The sequence below is a fragment of the Egicoccus sp. AB-alg2 genome (assembly GCF_041821065.1).
Taxonomy (GTDB): domain Bacteria; phylum Actinomycetota; class Nitriliruptoria; order Nitriliruptorales; family Nitriliruptoraceae; genus Egicoccus.
In genome coordinates this window covers 223,474-240,189 of sequence record NZ_JBGUAX010000004.1, presented here as the reverse complement: position 1 = coordinate 240,189, position 16,716 = coordinate 223,474, and the positions used below count along the sequence as shown (strand labels likewise).

The window sequence follows — 16,716 nt, the reverse complement described above, 5'->3', positions numbered from 1 at the left end:
GTCAGGCGCTCCTGGGCGTGAACAGCCCGGTCGGACGGAAGGCGAGCACGAGCGCCATCAGCGTGAAGACGAGGAAGATCGCCGCCCGCGGGACGAACAGGCGACCGAAGATCTCCACGAGCGCCACCAGCAGCGCAGCCCAGTAGACCGTCTCGAGCTTGCCGAGCCCCGCGATGACCACGACGATCAGCGCCATGATCAGCATCTGGAAGTCGACGCCCTGTGCCAGCGCCTGCATCGGCGCCGCGACGACACCGCCGAACGCGGCCAGGCCGACCCCGGCGACGAAGGTCATGGCCAGCACCCGGCGCGTGTGCACGCCCAGCGTCTCGGCGATCTCGCCGTCCGCCGCGGCCGCGCGGATCTTCACGCCGGCGTCGGTGTAGTTGATCAGCGCCCAGAGGCCGACGGCGACCACGATGCCGACGACGATGACGAACAGGCGGTAGCGCGGGAAGGTGAACAAGCCCAGGTCGGCCGTGCCGCGCAGCAGTTCCGGTGCCTGCACGGTGAGGATCCGCGCACCCCACACCTCGCGGATCCCGTCGGAGATCACGAACGCGAGGCCGAAGGTCAGCAGGATCTGGTGCATCTCCATGCCGTGGCCGTAGAAACGGCGCATGACGAGGCGTTCGGCGACCAGTGCCACGGCCATGGCGACGAAGGGAGCGAGCAGTACGGCGAGCCAGAAGTTGTCCAGCGAGCGCAGGATCGAGTAGCCGGCGTAGCCGCCCAGCATGTAGAAGCCGCCGTGGGCGAGGTTGAGCACACGACCGACACCGAACGTCAGCGAGAGCCCGAGCGCCAGCAGGTAGAGGATGGACGCGTACGCCCACGCATGCAGGAACTGGCTCAGGTAGAGCGACACGTGACCTCCGAGGGCAGACGGTCCCGGTCACGTCCCGGTGGGGCGGCGACGGACGCCGGTCCCACCGGGACGCGAGCCGAGAGGCTTGGTCACGCGCCGGGGTCGGCGAACTCGCCGAGGTCCTCGAGCATTGTGTTGTGCACCTCACCATCCATGTCGACCACCTCACGCAGGTAGACGTGGTGGACGACGTTGTGGGTCTCCGGGTCGATACGGAAGGGCCCGCGCGGCGAGTCGAACTCCACCTGCAGCATGGCGTCGACCGCCGCCGCACCGTCGCTGACGTCGCCGCCGAGCGCCTCGACGGCCTCGACGATCACGCGGGCGGTGTCCCAGCCCTGCACGGAGTACACGCTGGGTGCCCGGCCGTACTCCTCCTCCCACATCTGTACGAACTCCTGGTTCTCCGGGTTGTCGAGGTCGTAGGCCCAGTGCAGCCCACTGCGGACCCCGAGGGCCGCCTCACCGATCTCGGCGAGCACGTCCTCCTCGACCATGAACCCGGAGGCGACCAGCGGCAAGTCCTCCTTCAGGCCGCTCTGGTCGTACTCCTGCACGAAGATCAGCCCGTCGGTGCCCGCGAGGAAGCCGTACACCCCGTCGGCGCCGGAGGCACCCAGCCGGCCGATCGCGGAACTGAAGTCGGTCGACCCGAGCGGGGTGTAGACCTCGTCGACGACCTGGCCACCGGCGGCCTCGAAGCTCTCGCGGAAGCCGCGCATGTGCTCCTGACCGGCTGCGTAGTCGGACGCGATGAGCGCCACGGTCTCACCCACGTTGTCGTAGTACCACTCGCCGACCGCGTAGTTGTTCTGCCAGTTGGAGAACGACGTACGCACGATGAACTCGCTGCGTTCGCCGCGGGCGAGGTCGTCACCACCTGCGTTGGAGACCACGAACGGGATCTGCGACTGCTCCACGAAGTCGGCGACCGCGTAGGCTGAGCCCGTGGAGATCAGCCCGGTGAGGATGTCCACCTCTTCGGCCTCGACGAGCCGACGTGTGCGCTCGAGCGCCGTGCCGGTGTCGGCCGTCTCGTCCTCGATCAGCAGTTCGATCGGCCGGTCGCCGGCCTGGTTGCCGACGGTGCCGAGGTACAGCTCCATCCCGTCGATGATGTCCTCGCCGAGCTGCGCGTACACGCCGCTCGTCATGATCACGACGCCGACGCGGAGCGGGTCTCCCGTCGCCTCGGCCGCCTCGCCACCTTCGCCCTCGGCCGTGCCTTCGGGCTCCCCGGCCGGTGCCGCACCGTCGTCCTCTCCGCCGCAGGCGGTCAGCAGCAGGGCCGCACTCAGCCCGACTGCCGCGAGCTTCCTCAGCTTCACGATGGCCTCTCCCGTCGCTTCCTCGACCGTGGATGCCCCTCCCAGAGCGCCGAGGTCCCCGGCTGTGGGCCGCCGACCTCGTCACGGTGCTTCGATTATGACATCTTGCGGACGCCCGTCAACCGGCATGTAATACGCCGGTCGCGCGAATGGAGGCAGCGTGAGCGGTTCTGGCACGTCGCCGGAAGGGACCACCGTCCCGATCGGCACGCACGCACTGGTCAACGGCGCCGTCGCCTGGCTCTTCGCCGTGACGGGTCCGATCGCGGTGTTGCTGTCCGTCGCCGCCACCACGGGGCTGGAGCGCGACGTCGTGAACTCGCTCGTCCTCGCGACCCACGTGATCGGTGGGGCGCTGTCGGTCTGGTTCAGCCTGCGGGTGCGGCAGCCGCTCGGGCTCGCGTGGACGATCCCCGGGGCCGCCCTGCTGGTCCCGGCCCTGGCTCACCTGGCGTTCGCCGAAGCCGTCGGGGCCTTCCTCGCCACCGGCGCGCTGCTGGTCGTCCTCGGGACCACGGGCTGGGCGCGGCGCCTGATGTCGTTCGTGCCCCTGCCGCTCGTCATGGCGATGGTGGCGGCGATCTTCCTGCCCTTCGCGCTCGACGTCGTCGGCGCGTTCGGTCGGACGCCTCTGCTCGCCGCGGCGATGACGGGGACCTTCCTGGTCGCCACCGCCGTGGTCGCCGCCCGCGGCCGGGGCCTGCCCCCGGTGCTGCTCGCACTCGTGGCCGGCCTGGTCACGGTCGGCCTCACCGCGCCGTCGCTCCTTCGGGGTGGGCCGGGCCTCGTGCTGGCCCAGCCGGTGCTCGTGCGCCCGGTGTTCTCGGCCCGCGCGATGCTGGAGCTGGTGGTGCCCTTGACGATCACCGTGGTCGCGATCCAGAACGCGCAGGGCTTCGCCATCCTGCGCACGGCCGGCTACGAGCCGCCCGAGGACCGTCTCACGACCGCCTGCGGTGTCGGCTCGCTGCTGGGGGCACCCTTCGGGGCGGTGTCCACCTGCGTCACCGGGCCGGTCAACGGCATCCTCAACGCCTCGGGGCCGCCCGAGAGCCGCTGGGCCGGCGGCGTCGTGTTCGGCACGCTGCTGGTCGTGTTCGGGCTGGCCGCACCGATGGCGACCGACCTGGCACTGCGGCTGCCGGGGACCTTCATCGCGGTGCTCGGCGGGCTGGCGCTCCTGCCGGTACTCACCGCGTCGTTCCAGCAGGCGTTCAGCGGGGCGAGGTGGCGCCTCGGAGCCTTCACGACGTTCGTGGTCACCCTCTCGGACGTGACGCTGCTGCGCGTCGGTTCGGCGTTCTGGGGGCTGGTGTTCGGGCTCGCGGTCAGCTGGCTCACGGAGCGTGAGGACGTCAGGGCGCTGCTGGCCGAGCGTCGCTGACGACCGTCGAGGCCGGGGGGACCTCGCGGCGCAGGACCACCGCGTCGAGCGCCATGACGTCCCCGTCCGGCAGCACCCGCAGCGGGTTGATCTCCAGGTCGGAGACCGCCGGAGTCGCTGCCACCGCGCCGGCCAGGACGACCAGGACCTCGACGAGCCGGTCCCGCCGCAGGACGGGGCCACCACGCCAACCGTCGAGCAGGCGCGCACCGGGCAGTTCGTCGAGCATCCGCGCCGCCTCGGTGGCGGTGAGCGGCGCGAGGCGGACGCTGACCTGTTCCAGCGCCTCGGCGACGACGCCGCCGAGGCCCAACACGACGACGGGCCCGAACACCGCGTCACGTCGCACGCCGACGAGGAGTTCGGCGCCGTCGGGGGCGAACTCCTCGACCAGCACCCGCTCGGCCCCGCGTTCGCACAGGGCGGCGTAGACCTGCTCCAGACGGGCCGGCGCGTCGATCCCGAGATGGACGCCGCCGACCTCGGTCTTGTGGATCACGGCCGGGTCCAGCAGCTTCACGGCGACCGTCCCGAACTGCTCCAGGGCCGTACGCGCCTCCGCCAGGTCGACACACACCCGCCGCCTCGGCACGCGCACCCCCAGCCCCTCGAGCAGGGTCTTGGCCGTGTCCTCGTCCAGGCGTGACGGCAGCTCCAGTGGCGGCACGACGGCCGGGGCAGTGCCGGTCTCCAGTTCGGCGCGGCCGCGGCTGTCGGCGTCCCACGCGCGCAGCGCCGTGGCCAACGCGGCCGACGTGCGGAACACGGGCGGCAGGTCGTGGTCGTCGGCGGCCAGGAAGCCAGACACGTCGGTCGGGGCACCCGTGGTGCCGACCGCGAGGGGCAGCCCGTCCGGCAGGTCGGACAGGGTCGCGGCGAGGTCGAAGGCGTCCGGTTCGAGGAGCGCGTAGACCGCCACACCGTCGATGCGCTCGTCGGCCGCGACGGTGCGGACCACCTCGCCGAAGCTGGTGGTGGGGCGTCCCGTGTCGACGGGATTGCCCTGGTAGGTCATCGGTGGCAGGTGCTGCGACAGGGCCGCGCGGGTGGGAGCGGACAGGGTCGGCACGTCGACGCCGGCAGCTCGCACGGCATCGGCCAGGAGCAGTCCCGGCCCGGCCTGCGCGGTGACGATCCCCAGGCCCGGACGGGGGCTGGCGGGCAACCGCCGTCGCGCCAGCACGGCGAGGGCGTCGAGCATCGCGCGGTCGTCGTCGACCATCACGGCCCCGGCCTGGCGCAGCGCCGCGCGCGCCGTGCGCCAGGAGGTCGCGAGCGCCCCGGTGTGGGAGGCCGCGAAGTCGCCGACGTCACCACGTCCGACGACGAGCGCGACCACCGGGACGCGTGGGACCAGCCGCCGCACGGCGTCGGCCAGTCGCCGTCCGTCGCGGACCGACTCCACGTGCAGGGCGACGGCGGTCAGCTCCGGGTCGTCCGCCAGGTACTCCAGGACGTCGGCCGCGGTCACGTCCACCCCCGCCCCCAGGCCGACCCCGACCCGCACGCCGAGGCCACGCTCGTGCAGCCCGAAGGCCAGGGCGTGGTTGACGCCCCCGCTGCTGGCGACGACCGCCACGCCGCCGGCAGCGACCCGGGCGGCCCCCGGCACGAACGACGCGACCAGGCCGGCGGCCGGGACGAAGAAGCCGGAGGTGTTGGGTCCGAGCAGGCGTACACGCGTGCGGGCGACGGCCTCCTCGAGCTCGCGCTGGTGGCGCTCCCCCGGCCCACCGGCCTCGGCGAAGCCGCCGGCGCACACCAGCACGGCCCCCGCTCCCGCCGCGGCCGCGTCGGCGACGACGCCTGCCGTGGCCGCGGCCGGCACGCACGAGACCACCAGGTCGATCGGCCGACCCAGGGCCGCGCCCGCGGCAGCGACGGTGGGATGCAGGCCCCGCTCCGGAGCCGGGTTGCGGGCGTTGACACCGGCGACCGGCCGGTCGCCAGCCGCCAGCGTGGCGGCCATGACCGAGCCGAGCTTGGCCGGATCCGACGACGCCCCGACCACGGCGACGGCACGCGGGTCGAACAGGCGTGAGAGCGGCGTCACGCCGCACCGCCGGCGCCCAGGACCAGATCGGCCCGCCCGGACAGCACCAGCGTCTCCGCGGCGTCGTCGTCGACGTCCGTCACCAGGGCCGTCGGCACGCCCGCTTCCATGCGCGCCCACTCGGACACGAGCGTGCGCGTCAGCGGGTCGCCCCCGTCGACGACCAGCAACGGACAGCCCCGCAGGTCGGTGCGCAACCACTCCTCGAGGGCCCGGCGGTCCGCGACCTCGTCGGGCAGGCGAAGGTGCCGGGCGGCGTCCGGGGGCGCGTTGGCGTCACCGTCCAGCGCGACGAGCGGCAGCACGCGGTCGGCGACGCAGATCCGACCACCGGCGGCGTCGAGGCGGCCGCGACGGCGCGGGACCGTCCCGGCGGGCGTCTCCAGTGGGGTCTCCAGCGGTGGTGCGCCGTGGCGCTCGCGCCACCAGTGATCGACCTCGGCTACGAACTCGGGGTCCCGGCGCCGCAGGCGCTCCCGGGTGATGCTGCGCGAGAGGAAGTGGAACGTGAACTGCGTCGCGTCGAGCGCCCGGTGGTAGCGACCGAAGTGCTCCCACCACGACAGGCTGGGGCCCGCCGCGCCCTGGACGTGCTCCACGCGGGGTCGCCGCTCGGCCTCGTAGGCCGCGAGGGCGGCTGGAACGTCACCGGCATGGTCGCCGAGGGTCCGGGCCAGGACGATGGCGTCCTCCATGGCCATCTTGGTGCCCGAGCCGACCGAGAAGTGGGCGGTGTGCGCGGCGTCGCCGAGCAGCACGAGCCGGCCGTCGCTCCAGCGGCCCGTGCGCAGGGTGCGGAAGTTGCCCCACCGGGAGTTGTTGCCGATCAGGCGATGGCCATCGAGCTGCTCGGCGAAGAGCTCCTCGAGGTAGCGCCGCGTGACCTCGTCGCTGGGCCCCGGCGGCTGGGTGACGTCGAAGCGGTCGAGGCCCGCCCGCCGCCAGCTGTCCTCGTCGGTCTCCACGATGAACGTCGACAGGCCGTCGGTGATCGGATAGGCGTGCGCGGCGAACACCCCGTGCGGGCCGTCCTGGTGGACGAAGGTGAGCCCGTCGTAGGGATAGGTGGTGCCGAGCCAGATGAACTTGGCGCTGGCCGTGTCCCAGTGCGGGTCGAAGACGTCGCGGCGCGCCTCGCGCAGGCGGCTGTTCGCACCGTCGGCCGCGACGACGAGGTCGAAGTCGGCGAGCTCCTCGGGACCGCCGACCTCGGTCTCGAACCGCAGCTCCACCCCCTCGTCGCGGGCCTGCTCCTGCAGCAGCCGGAGCAGCGTGCTGCGCACGATCGCGGCCATGCCGTTGCCGCCGCAGCGCCGTCGCTGCCCGTGCACGCGCACCTCGATGGCGTCCCAGTGCTGGCCGTGCGTGAGCAGGGCGTTTCGCAGGACGGGGTCGGCGGCGTCGATCTCGCCGAGGGTCGCATTCGAGAAGACGACGCCGAAGCCGAAGGCGTCCGTCGCGCGGTTGCGCTCGAGGACCACCACCTCGGCGTCGGGTTGCCGGCGGCGGAGCAGGGTGCCGAGCAGCAGTCCGCCGGGACCCCCGCCGACGATCGCGACACGCACTGCTCCGGCCTCCCACCGCTGACGCCGCGGGCCCCGCGACCCGCTCGAACATAACGTGACAGACAACGACCGTGCTGTCAACGTTCAGGTTCGCGAGGTGGTAGCCCGCCTCAGGAGGCGGCGTCGGCCCGCCGCCCTGCACGCTCCACCTCGGCGTCGTAGTACGCCATCGCGGGCGTCCGCAGCAGCTCGTAGCCCTGCAGGAAGACGGCGTGGGCGGTCGTGCCGATCCAGTCCGGCGGCAGCAGCTCCCGGGGCAGGTCCGGATCGACGAACGGGAAGCGCCGGTACTCGCTGACGAGCTGAATGTGCTCGACGAGCGCCTCGGCGCCCGCGAAGACACCGCGTTCGTAGTCCTCGATCCGCGGGCGGTAGCGCGCGACGAACCGCTGGTAGGCCTCCGCCACGGCGTCGAGGTCCCAGCACCGGCGGGCGAGCTCGCGGTCGCGGGCGAGGCTGCCGGTCGACGCCGACAGCAGGTCGACCTGCGCTTCGATCCCGGCCGCCTCCATCGCTTCCTCGAGTTCGTGGAGCCGGTCGTGAGCGCACAGCCACGTGGCGGGTCCGAGGGGACCGAAACCCAGCCACTGCAGGCGTGTACGCAGCCACTGACGCACCTGACGCTCCCGCTCGGGGACGTGGTAGATCACCATCGACCAGGAGCCGTCCCAGGGATCCATGCCGTGCCGGGTGAAGATCCGCTCGCGTCCTTCGTCGAGCTCCTGCCAGCCGAGGTCGGTCAGGTAGTACCAGCTCGCCCGGGCCCGCCGTTCGGAGGCGAGCCAGCCCTGCCGCTTCAGTCGCGACAGCGTCACGCGGGCCGTCTCCTCGCCGACGTCGAACAGCTGCAGCAGCCCCACCAGCGACTGCACGCTGGCGGCACCGTCGCGGTAGCGGGCGTAGTTGGCGTAGAGGTCGATGACGAGGCTGCGAGGACGCACGGGCTCTCCGGCTGCTCGACGGGTTCGGCGCGGACGGGGGCCGGACGGGCGACGACTCTACTTCGCCACGCCCTGCCACCGACCGGGATGCCGAACCGATCGAGCCACGACCGGCTTCCAGTCTGACCAGTCAGTCAGTTGCCGGCCGGATGCACCGTCCGCTCCGCACCGCGGCCGCCCTCGTACGCGCTCGCGACCCTTGACAGGCTGACCGGTCAGTCAGGTAGGGTGGGAGCGACCATCGAGCCGCGATCGGTCCGCACGGCGGCAGACGTCCGCGCCCGCCGGTCCGCGGCGTGAACCGGGAGGAACCCCGTGACCCAGCTGTGGATCGACGGCGCCGCGACCGAGGCCGGCGGCGACGCCCGGCCGGTACAGGATCCCGCGACGCTCGAGGAGATCGCGACCGTCCGCGACGCGACCCCGGAGGACGTCGACCGGGCCGTACGGGCCGCGCAGGGCGCCTTCCCCGCCTGGGCGGCCACCGACGTCCAGAAGCGGGCCGGGATCGTGCGCAAGGCGGCCGACCTACTGCAGGAGCACGCCGACGAGCTCGTCGCCAGCCTCGTGCGTGAGCAGGGCAAGCCGACCCTGGAGGCGAAGGGCGAGTTCAGCCACTTCGTCAACGGGCTGCGCTTCTACAGTGAGCTCGGCTCGAAGGTGCGGGGCGGCTACCAGGAGCTGCCCTCGCAGTTCGGTCGCTCCTACGGCCTGACGATCCGGCGCCCGCTGGGCGTGGTCGCGGGGATCATCCCGTGGAACTTCCCGCTCACGCTGCTGGCGAACAAGCTCGCCCCGGCGCTGGTCGCGGGCAACACGATGGTCGCCAAGCCGGCCGAGACGACCCCGCTGACGACGCTCCGGGTGGCCGAGCTGCTCACGGAGGCCGGCGTCCCCGACGGGGTCGTGAACGTCGTCACCGGTGCCGCGGAGACCGGCGAGGCGCTCGTCACCCACCCGCTGGTCCGACGCGTGGCCTTCACCGGGCAGACCTCCACCGGTCAGCGGATCGCCGAGCTCGCCGGTCGCGACCTGAAGAAGGTGAGTCTGGAGCTCGGCGGCTCCGACCCCACCATCGTGCTGGCCGACGCCGACCTCGACGCCGCGGTGAAGACGATCCAGATCGGGCGCTACTGGAACTGCGGTCAGATGTGCCTGGCGCCCAAGCGCGCGTTCGTCGTCTCGGAGCTGTACGACCAGTTCGTCGACAGCCTCGTGTCACGGGTCGAGCGCTACGAGCCGGGCAAGGGCGACGAGCCGGCCGAGAAGCCCAAGCTCCGGATCGGTCCGCTGCACACCGCCCGACAGCTCGAGGTCCTGCAGGAGCAGGTGGCGGACGCGGTCGATCGTGGCGCCAAGGTGCTGACCGGCGGCGACGTCCCGCAGGACACGCCGGGCGGCCACTTCTTCCAGCCCGCCGTGGTCGTCGACGTGCCACGTGACGCGCGTCTGGCCACCGAGGAGGTCTTCGGCCCGGTCCTGCCGATCTGGCGCGTCGACGACGTCGACCAGGCGATCGAGTACGCCAACGACACCAGCTACGGGCTCGGCTCCTCGATCTGGACCCGTGACGCCGGCGCGATCGACAAGGCCATGAACGGCCTGGAGACCGGCATCACGTGGGTCAACCAGATGCACTACGGCTACGACGAGATGCCGTTCGGCGGGACCAAGATGTCCGGGATCGGCCGGGAACACGGCGCCGAGGCACTCGAGGAGTACGTCGAGATCAAGTCGGTCGTCGTCGGCGGCCTCCACTGACGCCCCACCGTCCGCAGACACCGGTCCCCCAGCGCAGACCGAGGAGTTCGACGCCCATGGCCGTCACCGCCAAGACCGAGGACCGCATCGGCTGGATCACGCTCGACCGGCCACCGGCCAACAGCTACGACCGCGCCTTCGTCGAGGAACTCGGCGCCGCGATCGACCAGTTGGCCGAGGACGACGAGGCCCGTGTCGTCGTGGTCCGCAGCTCGAGCGACAAGTTCTTCAGTGCCGGCGCCGACGTGAAGAACTTCGCCGACGGCGACCCAGACACCAACAACGACATGGTGCGCCTCGCCCACCGGGTGTTCGACCGGTTCGCGGCGATCCCGAAGCTGTCGATCGCCGCGATCAACGGCCACGCCCTCGGTGGTGGCTACGAGATCGCCCTCGCCTGCGACGTCCGCATCGCTGCCGAGGGCCGCTACCGCATCGGCCTGCCCGAGGTCACGCTCGGGCTGCTGCCCGGCACCGGCGGCACGCAGCGGCTGCCGAGACTCATCGGTCGGGGCCGTGCGCTGCTGCTGATGGCGACCGGGACGTCGGTGACACCGGACGAGGCCGAGCGCCTGGGCATGGTGGACCGGCTGGTCCCGGCCGAGCAGCTCGACGAGCACGTCCGCGAGGTCGCCACCACCATCGCCTTCGGGGCACCGCTCGCCATCGCCGCCACGAAGCGGGCCGTGCACGAGGGCGCCGACCGTCCCCTGCACGAGGCCCTGCAGGTCGAGCTCGAGCAGCTGGCCCCCCTGTTCGCCTCGCACGACGCGCGCGAAGGCATGGCCGCGTTCCTGGAGAAGCGTCGCCCCGACTACGAAGGGCGGTGACACCACGGCGTTACGCTTCGTTCGCCCGCCGACCGTCGGCGGGCGAACCAACGCCGGGCAAGGCGCAGCGATGACCGACTCCCCGACCGCCGTCCTGGACGACGCGCCACTGGCCCCCCGCGCCGTCGAACTGGTGCGCTGCACGTACCGCGTGATGGCCCGCCAGGGCAGCCACCGGCTGTCCCTGCAGGACATCGCCGAGGAGGCCGGTGTCTCGAAGGGTCTGCTGCTCTACCACTTCAAGACCAAGGACAACCTGCTGGTCGCGACCATGCGGTGGGCCCTGCAGCGCACCGCCGAGCGCATCCAGCGTGGGACGGCCGACGCCTCCGACGCCCGGGACGCCCTGCGGTCGCTGGTCCAGGCCGTGTTCGTCAGCCCGCAACTCAACCGCGACTTCAACCTGTTCTACCTCGACCTCGTGGAGCACGCCGCCCGCGTCGAGGCGTACCAGGAGTTGCACCAGCTGCTGCGGACCGTCATCAACGACCTGTACGCGCAGGTGATCCAGCGGGGTGTCGACGAAGGCGTGTTCGACGTCGAGGACGTCGACGGTGCCGCCCGCGTCATGCGTGCCCAGATCGAGGGCACGTTCCTGCAGTGGATGCAGGACGACGACTGGCAGGGCACGCACGGTCGCTACCGCGACGAGTGCCACGCCGCCCTGCTCCGCCTGCTCGGCGCCGGCTGACCGCCCGACCGGGCGCGGGAGTCAGCGCTGGCGGGCGAGGAAGGTCGCGACCGCGGCCAACGTCGCGTCGGGCCGGTCGAGGTGCGGTGCGTGCCGGCAGTGCTCGAGCACCACGCGCTGGACGTCACCGGTCACACCCTGCTCGATGAGGTCGACTTGGCGCAGGGTGCCGTACTCGTCGTCCGTGCCCTGCACGGCCAGCACGGGGACGTCCACGCCCGGCAGACGGTCGGTGATGTCCCAGGCGCGGAACTCGGGCGAGAGCCAGATGTCGTTCCAGCCCCAGAAGGTGGCGTCGGGATCGTCGTGGTAGCGCGCCAGGCGCCGGGGCAGGTCCGTGTCGAGGTAGGCGCGACGCGCCGCCTCGATGCCGTGGATGGAGACGTCTTCGACGATCACGTGTGGAGCGAACAGTACGAGCGCCTCGACGTCGGCGTCGTCGCGGCCGGCGTGGAGCAGGGCGATGGAGGCCCCGTCGCTGTGCCCGACCAGGATCGGGCGCTGGACGTCGAGCTCGTGCAGCAGTCGCGGCAGCACCTCGTCGGCCTCGTGGTGCATGTAGTCGACGGCCCGGGGCTCGTGCACCACGGCGGAACGCCCATAACCGTGCCGGGAGTACACGAGCACGGCGCGTCCGGTGGACTCGTGCAGAGCGGCGGGGAACCCACGCCAGAGCTCCAGGCAGCCCAGGCCCTCGTGCAGCAGGACCAGGGGGGCGAGGTCGGTGCCGTGCGGCGTCGCGGACCGGAACTCGTACTCGATCCCGCCGTCGGGCAGCTCGACGCGGCCGACGGTCGCCGCGGCGGTCTCGGTCATGTGCGCTCCTTCGACGCCGACGTCCTCGCCGCCTCCAGGCGCCGGAGGTGCTCGTCGGTGGTGACGAGCAGGCTCTGACCGAGCGTCTCGACGGCGGTGCCCGCAGCCAGGTGCAGCGAGGGGGCGAGGTTGAGCACCCGCTTCGCCGCCGCGTACGCGTCGGGGCTGCGGCGGAGGATCCCGGCCACGCGCTCGAGCGTGTGCGCGAGCAGCTGTTCGTGCGGCACCACCTCGGTGACCAGGCCGGCGCGGTGGGCGGCTGCGGCGTCGAGGTCCTGTCCCCCGAGCACGAGGTCGCGGGCGCGGGCGAGTCCCACCAGGTGGACCAGGCGCACGATCCCGCCGTGGGCCGGCAGCAGGCCCAGGAAGGACTCGCGGTGCAGGAACCGGGCCCGCTCGGAGGCGATGCGCAGGTCGCAGGCCAGCGCGAGTTGGGCGCCGGCCCCGGTCGCGACCCCGTTGAGGGCCGCGACGACCGGCTTCTCGATGCGTTCGACCAGTTCGACCGTGGCGGTCAGTTCGTGGCTCTCGAAGCGGAAGGCGGTCGGGTCGACGCCGGAGCCGAAGCGGCTGAGGTCGCCGCCGGCGGAGAAGGCCGGGTCGGTGCCGGTCAGGACGATGGCGCGGACCTGCTGGTCGCGGGCCGCGGCGACCAGCGCGTCCCGCAACGCGTCCTGGGTGTCCGTGTCGATGGCGTTGCGCGCCTCGGGACGGTGCAGGGTGAGCACGCGCACCCCGGACCGGTCGTCCTGCAGGATCGGGCCGCTCACGCCGGGCCCGTGTCGCTTCCGCGCTGCCGGATGCGCTCGAACGGGCTCTTGCAGGCCTCGCAGAACCACTGCGAGGTCATCAGCAGCGACCCGAAGTCGCGAACCTGGCCGACGTCGCCGGAACCGCACCAGGGGCAGGTCACGGGTTCGATACCTCCAGGCGGCGTTGGAGGGCGTTCCACCGGTCCCATGGCAGCTCCTCCCACGTCCACTCCCCCGGCCCGCCACCGACCGGCAACCGGTAGTCCAGCTCGAGCAGCGTCGGCGCCACGTCGTCGAGGAACGCCTGCCGCATCGCGTCGTTGTCCAGGGTCAGCACGTCGTTGGCCACCAGGTGCTCCACCCCGGCCTCACCGGGTGGGCCGAACCAGCACAGCATCTCGACCAGGATCGGGGTCACGTGCGGCTCCACCTGGGCGCGCCCGTGCTCCCAGTTGGTGGTGAGGTCGGCGAGCCGGCCGGCGGCGAAGTCCCGGTAGAACCGCGATTCGTCGAGCACTCGGCCGATGCGGCGCGCGAGCTCGTCCTGCGTCTCGTGCAGGGACCGCAGCACGACGTTCAGGCCCGTGTCGACCAGCAGCAGCGTGACGACCGCCTGGGCCCACGACCCGAAGGGCTCGTCCAGCGCGCTGACGCGGTACCGGCGGGTCCGCTCCTCCGGTCCGACGATCTCATGGTCGAACAGGAACTGCTGCACGAACGGGAACAGGGCGCGCGCCTGCCCGAAGTGGCCCTGCGCAATGGCCGCCGCGGCGACCGCACTCTCCAGCCCGGGCGCGCCCACCGACCACTGGGCCAGCCACTTGGCCATCCAGTGCTTGTTGTCCCCGACGACCACGAGCAGGTTCGCCAGCCCGTCGGCCGTCGTCCGGTCGAGTTCCTTGACGTCGGTCACGCCGGCACCTCCTCGGTGGCGGGACGCGGCCCGGGCTCGGTCACGAGATCACCGTCGCGCAGCACCCACGTGATCGCCTCGTCGGGGATCAGCACCGCTTCGAGCCAGGCGGGATCCACCTCGACGGGCAGGTCCTCCAGCCGTGGAACACCGTCGTGCTCGAACGACGTCAACCGCTCGAGCGGATCGGCGTACGCCGTCCGGACGTAGAGGTGATAGGTCATGGCCGATGCCTCCCTTCCTCGGCCGCCGGCCGTCATGCCGGCCGGATCAGCCGGTGCACGGCAGAGGTCGGCACGACGAACATGTCCTGCCAGCGGCGCTCGTCGTACAGCGTGTAGGCGAACACGACCGCGTCGCGCTGGCGGTCGGCGCGCACCTGCCCGATGTGCCGCGGTTCCGGCTCACGGTCGTGACGTGCGAAGACCTCGAACGGCTTGTCCGGCTCGACCCTGCTCATCTCGCTCTCCCGGTGGACGTCAGAGGATCGCGACGACACGCAGCGCCTCGACGGCGGCGGGTGTCAGGTCGTCGCGCGACCAGGGCTCCAGCACGTCGTCGACGGTCACGGCCGTGACACCGGGCAGCGCCGCGAGCGCGTCACGGACGTCGTCGCGGATGATCTCCACGCACGGGCAGGCCAGCGACGTGTAGGTCAGCCCGATGCGCACCTGCCCGTCGCGGACGTCGAGTTCCCGCACGAGGCCGAGGTCCACGACGCTGACGGGCAGTTCCGGGTCCTCCACGGCGGACAGGGCCTCCCAGAGGCGTTCCTCGTCCACCGACCCGTCGAGGCGGCCCCGCGGCGGTACCGGCAGCGCGGTCGGCGCCGTCATGCCGACTGCTCCTGCAGTTGCTTGTAGCCGCGCTGGATGCTGCGCACGAACTCCTGGTTCGCAGGGCCACGTGCCCGCCACCGTTGCATGACCTCGTCCCAGCTGATCTGGCCCTTGGCGTGGTCCCAGGCCTTCGCCTCCGCGTCGAACGCCATGGGGAACGCGCAGTCGATCACGTAGGTGTCGGTCTCCTCGTCGTGGTGGGCCGGCACCTCGTAGCCGTGTTCCTCGCAGAACGGGACGACGGCACGCATCCACGTCTGGCGCAGCTGGTCGTTGGTCTGTCCCTTGAGCTTGTAGCCGACCTGGTCACCGTGGCGCTTGAGGTCGTCGGGCAGCCCGAACCACTCCAGGGTCAGGATGAACATCCAGTCGATGGATTCCTGGATTCTGCGGCGTGCGTCGTCGTCCTTGGACAGCCGGGCGATCCAGCGCTCGCCGTGGCGCAGGTGGAAGGTCTCCTCGCGGTCGACCTTGACCAGCGCCCGCTTCCACGGTGCGTAGGTGGTGTGCTCGAAGACGTCGCTGAGGAGCACGAACCCCGCGCGGTCGTAGAACGCGTTCGCGACGATCATGTCGCTCCAGGAGTCGAGCGGCACGTCGAAGGCGTAGGGGTGCTTGTACTCGTGTGGCTGGCGCCCATAGACCAGTTCCTCGACGTCCACGCCCATGTCCCGCAGCATCCGGTAGGCGATGTGGGCGTGGCCCACCTCGTCCTGGACGATGCTGAGCACGGACATGTAGGCGCTGGTGTCGGGCGCGTTGGCGGCGGCGCGCAGGTACGACGGTGCACTGATCAGCTCCGTGTCGGCGGAGACGATCAGGGTGCGTTCGAGCGCCTTGAGGTACTGCTCCGAGGCGTAGTCGGGGCCCTCGATCAGCCGTCCCGCGGCGATGCGCTCGCGGACCTGCTCCTCGCTCAGACGCGCGCTCGTGGTCCCGGTCACGGTGGCTCCTCTCCCGACGACACGCCCAAGTATGACTGACCGGACAGTCAGGCGCAACCGCCCCGGTGGATCGGGTCCATCGGCCCTGCGCACCGCCGTCACCGGACCGCAGACTGACCGCATAGTCAGGAGATCCGGGAGGTCAGGCGGCGATGCGCAACGGCAGCGGCGAGGTCACGGTCCGGGCCACGTCACCCGACGACCGCGCGGCCCTGCTGGCCTACCTGGAGCGCCTTCCGGACGACGACCGACGCCGACGGTTCTTCGGCTCGCGCGCGTTGGAACGCCACCTCGACTCCTGGCTCGCCCTCCCGGCCCGGGGTGGCACGACGCTCGTCGCCATGACGGACGGCGAGGCGGGGCCCCGGTGCGTCGGCGAAGCCGGCTTCGCGCCGCGGGACGACGGGAGCGCGGAGTTCGCCATGTCGGTCGACGTCGAGCATCGGGGCGGCCTCGGCCGCGCGCTGTTCGGCGAGCTGCGCCGGCGAGCCGCGGCGGCCGGGTTCACCGCCCTGTACGGCGACGTCCTGGAGAGCAACGCCCCGATGCTGGGGCTGCTGCGTCGTCGTGGCGGGGCGACCATCGAGCGTCCCGACGACAGCGTCGTCGGCATCGTGGTGGGCACGGCATCGTGCGCGCCACCCTGGCCGGACGCCGGCCCGGGGCCGCGCGTGCTGGTCGAGGCTCCCCGGGGCCGGTGGGCCGGCGAGGCGGTCGTGCGTGGGGCTGGTGCCCAGGTAGCGGTGTGCCCGGGCCCCGAGGACCGGACCCCCGGTGAGCCCTGTCCGCTGCTCACCACCGGATCGTGCCCGCTCGTGGATGGCGCCGACGTGGTCGTGCACGCCCTGCCGGCCGGTCGGCGGGCCAGCGAGACGGTGCGTCGCACCCTCCTGAAGGGGCCGGTGCCGGTCGTGGTACCCGAGCAGGATGCCGGCGACATCGACCCGCGCCGGGTCGTCGCCATCCTCACGTCCTGAGCGGCTCGATCACGCCAGCCCACGGACGTCCACGGAACGCACGGGGCACCGGTC

18 protein-coding genes are annotated in these 16,716 nt (G+C 72.2%); 5 read left to right on the top strand and 13 right to left on the bottom strand.

All coding sequences use genetic code 11. From position 1 onward, the window contains the following. Position 1: 1 nt before the first annotated feature. Both ACERM0_RS08675 and ACERM0_RS08670 read right to left on the bottom strand, forming a co-directional pair. Positions 2-868: a branched-chain amino acid ABC transporter permease gene (locus ACERM0_RS08675; protein ID WP_373678177.1), complete on the bottom strand. Its 867-nt coding sequence runs from the start codon at positions 866-868 to the stop codon at positions 2-4. A gap of 89 nt (positions 869-957) precedes the next feature. Beyond that, positions 958-2,196, bottom strand: coding sequence for an ABC transporter substrate-binding protein (locus ACERM0_RS08670; RefSeq protein ID WP_373678176.1), 1,239 nt, complete (start codon positions 2,194-2,196; stop codon positions 958-960). Positions 2,197-2,356: 160 nt separating this feature from the next. On the opposite strand from ACERM0_RS08670, the gene ACERM0_RS08665 reads away from it, so the two are divergent. Then, positions 2,357-3,580 carry a benzoate/H(+) symporter BenE family transporter gene (locus tag ACERM0_RS08665; RefSeq protein WP_373678175.1) on the top strand — a complete coding sequence of 408 codons (1,224 nt, stop codon included), beginning with the start codon at positions 2,357-2,359 and terminating at the stop codon, positions 3,578-3,580. On the opposite strand, the gene ACERM0_RS08660 is transcribed toward ACERM0_RS08665, so the two are convergent. The 3 genes from ACERM0_RS08660 to ACERM0_RS08650 all read right to left on the bottom strand — a co-directional run bounded on the left by ACERM0_RS08660 (position 3,552) and on the right by ACERM0_RS08650 (position 8,139). Further along, complete coding sequence (locus tag ACERM0_RS08660; RefSeq protein ID WP_373678174.1) at positions 3,552-5,633, bottom strand: acetate--CoA ligase family protein; 2,082 nt, start codon at positions 5,631-5,633, stop codon at positions 3,552-3,554. The two genes, ACERM0_RS08665 and ACERM0_RS08660, sit on opposite strands and share 29 nt — an antisense overlap. After that, positions 5,630-7,198: an FAD-dependent monooxygenase gene (locus tag ACERM0_RS08655; RefSeq protein ID WP_373678173.1), complete on the bottom strand. Its 1,569-nt coding sequence runs from the start codon at positions 7,196-7,198 to the stop codon at positions 5,630-5,632. Before ACERM0_RS08655 ends, ACERM0_RS08660 begins: the two co-directional genes overlap by 4 nt. A 110-nt stretch (positions 7,199-7,308) precedes the next feature. After that, positions 7,309-8,139 (bottom strand): PaaX family transcriptional regulator C-terminal domain-containing protein, encoded by an 831-nt coding sequence (locus ACERM0_RS08650; RefSeq protein ID WP_373678172.1) that lies wholly within the window; start codon positions 8,137-8,139, stop codon positions 7,309-7,311. Positions 8,140-8,454: 315 nt separating this feature from the next. Between ACERM0_RS08650 and ACERM0_RS08645 the strand changes: the two genes are divergently transcribed. The 3 genes from ACERM0_RS08645 (at position 8,455) to ACERM0_RS08635 (ending at position 11,421) form a co-directional block, all read left to right on the top strand. After that, on the top strand, positions 8,455-9,900 hold the full coding sequence (locus ACERM0_RS08645) for an aldehyde dehydrogenase (protein WP_373678171.1): 1,446 nt from the start codon (positions 8,455-8,457) through the stop codon (positions 9,898-9,900). Positions 9,901-9,956: 56 nt separating this feature from the next. After that, a complete protein-coding gene (locus ACERM0_RS08640) occupies positions 9,957-10,730 on the top strand; it encodes an enoyl-CoA hydratase/isomerase family protein (RefSeq protein WP_373678170.1) in 774 nt (257 codons plus the stop codon). A 70-nt stretch (positions 10,731-10,800) separates the two neighbouring features. Further along, entirely contained in the window at positions 10,801-11,421 is a 621-nt protein-coding gene (locus ACERM0_RS08635) for a TetR/AcrR family transcriptional regulator (RefSeq protein WP_373678169.1), read from the top strand. A 21-nt stretch (positions 11,422-11,442) separates the two neighbouring features. On the opposite strand, the gene ACERM0_RS08630 is transcribed toward ACERM0_RS08635, so the two are convergent. The 8 genes from ACERM0_RS08630 to ACERM0_RS08595 are packed head-to-tail and all read right to left on the bottom strand — an operon-like array spanning position 11,443 to position 15,685. After that, a complete protein-coding gene (locus ACERM0_RS08630) occupies positions 11,443-12,237 on the bottom strand; it encodes an alpha/beta fold hydrolase (RefSeq protein WP_373678168.1) in 795 nt (264 codons plus the stop codon). Next, positions 12,234-13,007: an enoyl-CoA hydratase/isomerase family protein gene (locus ACERM0_RS08625; protein ID WP_373678167.1), complete on the bottom strand. Its 774-nt coding sequence runs from the start codon at positions 13,005-13,007 to the stop codon at positions 12,234-12,236. The genes ACERM0_RS08630 and ACERM0_RS08625 overlap by 4 nt, the downstream gene beginning before the upstream one ends. Further along, positions 13,004-13,150: a hypothetical protein gene (locus ACERM0_RS08620; protein ID WP_373678166.1), complete on the bottom strand. Its 147-nt coding sequence runs from the start codon at positions 13,148-13,150 to the stop codon at positions 13,004-13,006. Before ACERM0_RS08620 ends, ACERM0_RS08625 begins: the two co-directional genes overlap by 4 nt. After that, entirely contained in the window at positions 13,147-13,902 is a 756-nt protein-coding gene (locus ACERM0_RS08615; protein WP_373678165.1) for a Phenylacetic acid catabolic protein, read from the bottom strand. Before ACERM0_RS08615 ends, ACERM0_RS08620 begins: the two co-directional genes overlap by 4 nt. Beyond that, positions 13,899-14,126 (bottom strand): hypothetical protein, encoded by a 228-nt coding sequence (locus ACERM0_RS08610; protein ID WP_373678164.1) that lies wholly within the window; start codon positions 14,124-14,126, stop codon positions 13,899-13,901. The genes ACERM0_RS08615 and ACERM0_RS08610 overlap by 4 nt, the downstream gene beginning before the upstream one ends. A gap of 32 nt (positions 14,127-14,158) precedes the next feature. Then, positions 14,159-14,362 carry a hypothetical protein gene (locus tag ACERM0_RS08605; protein WP_373678163.1) on the bottom strand — a complete coding sequence of 68 codons (204 nt, stop codon included), beginning with the start codon at positions 14,360-14,362 and terminating at the stop codon, positions 14,159-14,161. Positions 14,363-14,381: 19 nt separating this feature from the next. Continuing rightward, positions 14,382-14,738 (bottom strand): metal-sulfur cluster assembly factor, encoded by a 357-nt coding sequence (locus ACERM0_RS08600; protein ID WP_373678162.1) that lies wholly within the window; start codon positions 14,736-14,738, stop codon positions 14,382-14,384. Then, the gene (locus ACERM0_RS08595) at positions 14,735-15,685 is read right to left on the bottom strand and encodes a Phenylacetic acid catabolic protein (protein ID WP_373678161.1); all 951 of its coding nucleotides are present in this window, start codon (positions 15,683-15,685) and stop codon (positions 14,735-14,737) included. The genes ACERM0_RS08600 and ACERM0_RS08595 overlap by 4 nt, the downstream gene beginning before the upstream one ends. A gap of 152 nt (positions 15,686-15,837) precedes the next feature. Between ACERM0_RS08595 and ACERM0_RS08590 the strand changes: the two genes are divergently transcribed. After that, positions 15,838-16,662 carry an N-acetyltransferase family protein gene (locus ACERM0_RS08590; RefSeq protein ID WP_373678160.1) on the top strand — a complete coding sequence of 275 codons (825 nt, stop codon included), beginning with the start codon at positions 15,838-15,840 and terminating at the stop codon, positions 16,660-16,662. The last annotated feature ends 54 nt before the right edge of the window (positions 16,663-16,716 follow it).

Coding starts and splice junctions, on each gene's coding strand:
- ACERM0_RS08640 (WP_373678170.1), top strand. CDS start 9,957: ATGGCCGTCACCGCCAAGACCGAGGACCGCATCGGCTGGATCACGCTC.
- ACERM0_RS08635 (WP_373678169.1), top strand. CDS start 10,801: ATGACCGACTCCCCGACCGCCGTCCTGGACGACGCGCCACTGGCCCCC.
- ACERM0_RS08630 (WP_373678168.1), bottom strand. CDS start 12,237: ATGACCGAGACCGCCGCGGCGACCGTCGGCCGCGTCGAGCTGCCCGAC.
- ACERM0_RS08610 (WP_373678164.1), bottom strand. CDS start 14,126: ATGACCTATCACCTCTACGTCCGGACGGCGTACGCCGATCCGCTCGAG.
- ACERM0_RS08605 (WP_373678163.1), bottom strand. CDS start 14,362: ATGAGCAGGGTCGAGCCGGACAAGCCGTTCGAGGTCTTCGCACGTCAC.
- ACERM0_RS08600 (WP_373678162.1), bottom strand. CDS start 14,738: ATGACGGCGCCGACCGCGCTGCCGGTACCGCCGCGGGGCCGCCTCGAC.
- ACERM0_RS08590 (WP_373678160.1), top strand. CDS start 15,838: ATGCGCAACGGCAGCGGCGAGGTCACGGTCCGGGCCACGTCACCCGAC.